The organism is Gramella sp. AN32 (assembly GCF_023718305.1).
GTDB classification, from domain to species: Bacteria; Bacteroidota; Bacteroidia; order Flavobacteriales; family Flavobacteriaceae; genus Christiangramia; species Christiangramia antarctica.
The window spans coordinates 1-2,584 of record NZ_QEYO01000040.1 but is presented as its reverse complement, the minus strand read 5'-3'; the positions used below and the strand labels follow the sequence as shown (position 1 = coordinate 2,584).

At 42.0% G+C, this 2,584-nt stretch carries 4 protein-coding genes; all 4 read left to right on the top strand.

Annotation, left to right across the window (positions count from 1 at the left end; genetic code table 11):
* On the top strand, positions 1-368 hold a 368-nt coding region (locus tag DHD80_RS19730), incomplete at its 5' end, for a hypothetical protein (RefSeq protein WP_251743189.1).
* 272 nt (positions 369-640) lie between these two features.
* Positions 641-1,147 (top strand): class I SAM-dependent methyltransferase, encoded by a 507-nt coding sequence (locus DHD80_RS19725; protein WP_251743188.1) that lies wholly within the window; start codon positions 641-643, stop codon positions 1,145-1,147.
* 5 nt (positions 1,148-1,152) lie between these two features.
* Positions 1,153-1,347, top strand: coding sequence for a hypothetical protein (locus DHD80_RS19720; RefSeq protein ID WP_251743187.1), 195 nt, complete (start codon positions 1,153-1,155; stop codon positions 1,345-1,347).
* A gap of 31 nt (positions 1,348-1,378) precedes the next feature.
* A partial coding sequence (locus DHD80_RS19715) for an alkyl/aryl-sulfatase (RefSeq protein ID WP_251743186.1) occupies positions 1,379-2,584 on the top strand: 1,206 nt, incomplete at its 3' end.

The following is a 2,584-nucleotide window of genomic DNA, read 5'->3' as shown; positions in this document are numbered from 1 at the left end:
AAAATAAGTTTCAGTTTGGACAGCCTGAACATTTCCTGGATGGTTATTCATTGAATTTCCAATATCAAGATGGTACTGCCTTACACATGGAGTTCTACAATGGCAAAGCCAAATATGAATGGGTTGCGGGGCCTGCAACAGGAAACGGAAACACGGATATTCCTTACCGTTCCCGTAAAATTGGTAACGAACTTTATTTAATCAATTGGCAAGAAACAGATAAAAAGGACTATTTAACCCTTGTTTTTGATTTCGAAAAAATGCTAATGCACAGTTCGATTATAGTTGGATATGAAAACAAACCTGAAAGACCGTTAAAAACAGTGTTTAAAAGTGGAATTATCGATCATTTGAAAATGGCTGAATAATTTTCAAATTATTTGAGACTTTTAGCGAATCTGATGATTACGATACCACACAATTGATTTTGATGCGTACTTCTTCCCGGGTGACCCAGGGGCAGATTCGCTTTAGAATGCTTAAGCATCTATGACATTAATCCAATAAAACGAAAAATGTGATGAATACCATACAACAACAAATAAGGACAACTCTAACCGAGCTCTATAACGATTCGAAAAACGACCGATATAATATGGTAAAGGGTTTGGCTAAAAGCGTATTTAGACCCATGCAACCGATGGATTTTAATAATGCATATCTTTCGGTTTCTAGAGAACAGGGAGAAGGTTTGAAGCGGCTTATCAAGGAAAACAACATTAAGAATATTGTTGAGTTTGGAACTTCATTTGGAATATCAACCCTATTTTTGGCTCAAGGGGCTATGGAAACAGGAGGTCGCATTATCACCACGGAATTGATTACATCCAAAGCCATAAAAGCCGTTGAAAATTTTAAAAAGGCTGGTGTGAGCGAACTTATTGAAGTTAGAATTGGCAATGCAATGGAGACTCTGAAAAATCATAACAGACCCATAGATTTGTTGCTGTTGGATGGTTGGAAAGATTTGTATTTGTCCCTATTTCAAATGCTTGAACCTAATTTTCATTCCGATACGATTATTTATGTTGATAATGCGGATATGGCAGATACCCGGAAATTTTTAAAAACGATTGGTGAAAACAAGAAGTATCAATTGAAATCCAAGTTTGGTGGCAAAGCGGTGTTAATTACCATTAAAAAATAAGAATTATGAGCCAGGTATCCCATTGCCCGACTTGTGGAGGCACATCCAAAATAAAAGAAAAAGACGGTAAGATAATTTATCAAGCCGTTCAAGACGATGAAGCATTCAAAAAAGTGGCACAGCTAAAAAAAGTGATAGAAAAATTAAAGGGAGAGATCAAAACACTTGAAAAGGAACTTAGAGATTTAAAATCGAAATAACATTAGAATTATGCATCTTAAAACAAATAAAATGAAAACACAAATTTACATCTCAATACTGGCAATATTTATGTTGGCAACTACGGCCGACGCCCAGGAAACGGAAGCCACGCGTATTTTAAAGGCACGCAATAGTGAGTTTATAAAGGAGATCATCCAAGTGAACGAGCATGTTTACGTGGCGGTGGGATACGACGGTTCGAACACCTCAATGATTATTGGAGAAAACGGAGTAGTGATCATAGATGCGCTCAGGGCTCTGGGTGCGGCCGAAACGGTAGCGGAAGAGTTCTGGAAAATAACCGCTAAACCTGTAAAGGCAGTCATTTATACCCATGGCCACCTGGATCACACGGGAGGTACCTCCGCCTTTGTTGGGAACAACAAAGATGTTAAGATCATCGCCCGGGCGGGATTTAAGGACGAGCTACAGGAAAATTCACCCGTAGAACCTATTTTAAAGCAGCGAAACGCCAGGCAATTCGGACGCGATCTACCGGCCGAGGATGTGATTAACCGGGGTGTCGCCCCGGGCAACACTTCAACCGACAGAGCCGGCAAAGGATACATCAAGCCAAATATGACATTCCAGGACTCCCTTCACACATCCCTCGCCGGTGTCGATTTCGAACTGTATGCCGCCGATGGAGAAACCAACGACCAGCTCTTTGTATGGGTCCCTAGTCTGGGATCATTGTGGACCGGGGATAATTACTACAAATCGTTTCCCAACCTTTATGCGATTCGGGGCTCGCAATACAGGGATGTCAAATCATGGGGCGAATCGATACAAAAAATGGGCACATTCCCAGTGAGGCACCTCGTTCCGGGCCATACCAGGCCTGTCTCCGGACAATCACTTGTCCACCAAAGCCTAAACAACTACGCGGCCGCGATTTTAAGCGTCTATGAACAGACAATAGACGCCATGAATAAGGGATATACGCTCCAACAAACCGTTGACAGTGTGAAGTTGGCGGATTCATTAAAAGACCAACCGAACCTGCGGGAGTTTTATGGCTCAGTTCCGTGGGGTGTACGTTCGATATTTTTGCATTATGTGGGCTGGTTCGATGGAAATCCTACCAATCTTTACCCCCTCGCGGCATCGCAAGAGGCAAAATATATTATTGAACTGGCCGGGGGCGAGAAGAAGATGTTTGACGAGGTGAACAAGGCATTGGAGGAAGGCAAGTATCAATGGGGACTGCAATTGGCCGACTACCTACTTCAAACG